Below are 3,134 nucleotides of genomic sequence, written 5' to 3'. Positions count from 1 at the left end.
CGGCAACGGCAAGCCCGCCCAGGCATGGAAGCCCACCGGCACCACCCTCATCACCGGCGGCACCGGCGCCCTCGCCACCCACACCGCCCGCTGGCTCGCCCACAACGGCGCACCCCACCTCCTCCTCCTCAGCCGCCGCGGCCCCCAAGCCCCCGGCGCCGACAACCTCCGCACCGAACTCGAAGCCCTCGGCACCACCGTCACCATCACCGCCTGCGACACCACCAACCACCAAGCCCTCGCAGACGCCATCGCCACCATCCCCGCCGAACACCCCCTCACCGCCGTCATCCACACCGCCGGCACCCTCGACGACGCCACCCTCACCAACCTCACCCCCGAGCGCTTCGACACCGTCCTCGCCGCCAAAACCACCAGCGCGCTCAACCTGCACAACCTCACCAAGGACCACGACCTCACCGCGTTCGTCCTCTTCTCCTCCATCGCCGCCACCCTCGGCAGCGCCGGACAGGCCAACTACGCCGCCGCAAACGCCTACCTCGACGCCCTCGCCCACCAACGCCACACCGACGGCCTCCCCGCCACCTCCATCGCCTGGGGCCCCTGGGCCGAATCCGGCATGGCAGCGGGGAACGACGCGGTCGAGGCTGCGGTGCGCCGCCTCGGGCTCTCCCCGATGGCACCGGACCTGGCGCTCTCCGCGCTCCAGCAGGCTGTCGACGGTGGTGACCCCGTGACGGCGATCCTCGACGTCGACTGGCCGCGGTACGCCTCCGCCCAGGGGGCCGGTCAGATCCAGCGTGTATTGTCCGACCTGCCGGAACTCCAGCAGGAGTTGTCAGCCGAGGCCGACTCCGTGACGGAGCCCGGTTCGGCTCTGCGCCAGCGCCTGACCGCTCTCTCCGAGCCGGAGCAGAACAGGGTCCTGCTGGAGCTGGTCCGCACCCAGGCGGCACTGGTGCTCGGGCACCCGTCGCCGGAGGGCGTGCTTCCCGGACGGGCGTTCAAGGAGCTCGGGTTCGACTCGCTGGCAGCCGTCCAGCTCCGAAAGCGCCTCACCGGTGCAACCGGACTCGCCCTCCCGGCGACCCTCGTCTTCGACTACCCCACGCCGACCGAACTCGCCCAGTACCTGCGCCTGGAGATGTCGCAGAGCGGGCCGAGCGAGGTCGACTCGATCATGCAGTACCTCGACCAGGTCGAGGCGTTCCTGGCCACCAAGGATTCAGGCGACTTCGCGGTCAGCGAGATCGAACTGCGTCTGCAGGCGATTCTCAGGACGCAGTCCTCGGGACTGCCCCAGGAGAGCGGCTCCGAGAGCACCTCCGAAAAGCTGGAATCGGCGTCGGACGACGAAGTCTTCGATTTCATCAACAAAGAGCTCGGGATTTCGTAGCACGACACCCGACAGCCATTCCGAATCACACACCTTTAACTTCTCCAAGGCGGCAATTCACGTGACGGGCAACAGCGACGACAAGCTCCGCTATTTCCTCAAGCGAGTGACTGGCGAGCTTCACGACGCTCGGCAGCGCCTGCAGGAACTCGAGGCCGGTGGCCAGGAGCCGCTCGCCATCGTCAGCATGAGCTGCCGGTTCCCAGGCGGCGTCAACTCGCCTGAGGCGCTGTGGGAGTTGCTCACCTCCGGCCAGGACGCCGTCTCGGGCCTCCCCGACGACCGCGGCTGGGACCTCGACGGCCTCTACGACCCCGACCCCGACCGCATCGGCACGCTCTACACCCGGGCCGGCGCGTTCCTCCGGCAGGCCGGTGAGTTCGACGCGGAGTTCTTCGGGATCTCGCCGCGTGAGGCGCTGGCGATGGACCCGCAGCAGCGCCTGCTGCTGGAGACCTCCTGGGAGGCGATGGAGCGGGCCGGCATCGACCCGGCGACGCTCCGCGGCAGCCGGACCGGCGTGTTCGCCGGCACCAACGGCCAGGACTACGCCACCGTTCTGCGTCAGGACCCCGAGCGCGCGGAGGGCTACCTCGCCACGGGCGTGGCGGCGGCCGTCATCTCCGGCCGTCTGTCGTACACCTTCGGTCTCGAGGGCCCGGCCGCCACGATCGACACCGCGTGCTCGGCGTCGCTGGTGGCCCTGCACATGGCCGCCCAGGCCCTGCGCAACGGCGAGTGCGACCTCGCCCTCGCGGGCGGCGTCACCGTCATGTCCACTCCCGAGGCGTTCGTGGAGTTCAGCCGCCAGCGCGCGCTGTCCGAGGACGGCCGCTGCAAGGCGTTCGCCGCCGCCGCGGACGGCACGGGCTGGGGCGAGGGCGTCGGCATGCTGCTCGTCGAGCGACTCTCCGACGCGAAGCGCAACGGGCACCCCGTCCTCGCCGTGCTGCGGGGCAGCGCGGTCAACCAGGACGGCGCCAGCAACGGCCTCACCGCCCCCAACGGTCCGTCCCAGCAGCGCGTCATCCGCCAGGCCCTGGCCAACGCCCGCCTGACGGCCGGCCAGGTCGACGCCGTCGAGGCCCACGGAACCGGCACCAAGCTCGGCGACCCCATCGAGGCCCAGGCCCTCATCGCCACCTACGGCCAGGACCGCCCCGACGGCCGCCCGCTGCAGCTCGGCTCCGTCAAGTCCAACATCGGCCACACCCAGGCCGCCGCCGGCGTCGCCGGTGTCATCAAGATGATCCTGGCCATGCAGCACGGCCTCCTCCCCAAGACCCTCCACGTCGACGAGCCTTCGCCTCACATCGACTGGACCGCCGGTTCGGTCGAGCTGCTCACCGAGGCCATGGCCTGGCCGGAGACCGGCGAGCCCCGCCGCGCCGCCGTCTCCGCGTTCGGCGTCAGCGGCACCAACGCCCACGTCATCCTCGAACAAGCCCCCGCGCAGGCCGAGTCGGACGACACGACCGACACCGAGGGCACGGCCCCGGCCGTCCTGCCCTGGCTGCTCTCGGGCCGCACCAGCGACGCCCTCAAGGCCCAGGCCCAGAACCTCCTGGACCACGTCGAGGCGAACGCCGAACTGTCCCCGCTGGACGTGGCCTTCTCCCTCGCCACCACGCGTTCGGTGTTCGAGCACCGGGCCGGTGTGGTCGCCTCCGACCGGGACGGGCTCCTGGACGGACTGCGCGCACTCGCCGAAGGCGTGCCCGCCGCCGGTGTCGTCCGCGGGACCGTCGCGGGTGAGCCGGGCCGCACGGTGTTCGTG

2 protein-coding genes are annotated in these 3,134 nt (G+C 71.2%); both read left to right on the top strand.

Annotated elements, in window-relative coordinates; genetic code table 11:
* On the top strand, positions 1-1,357 hold a 1,357-nt coding region (locus ACGF12_RS38120; RefSeq protein ID WP_393041107.1), incomplete at its 5' end, for an SDR family NAD(P)-dependent oxidoreductase.
* Positions 1,358-1,412: 55 nt separating this feature from the next.
* Positions 1,413-3,134: type I polyketide synthase (locus ACGF12_RS38115; RefSeq protein WP_393041110.1), on the top strand; the 1,722-nt coding region annotated here is incomplete at its 3' end.

The organism is Kitasatospora sp. NPDC048296 (assembly GCF_043201815.1).
Classification (GTDB): Bacteria; Actinomycetota; Actinomycetes; order Streptomycetales; family Streptomycetaceae; genus Kitasatospora.
Note: the sequence above shows the minus strand (reverse complement) of the source record. Positions and strands in the feature narration are given on the sequence as shown.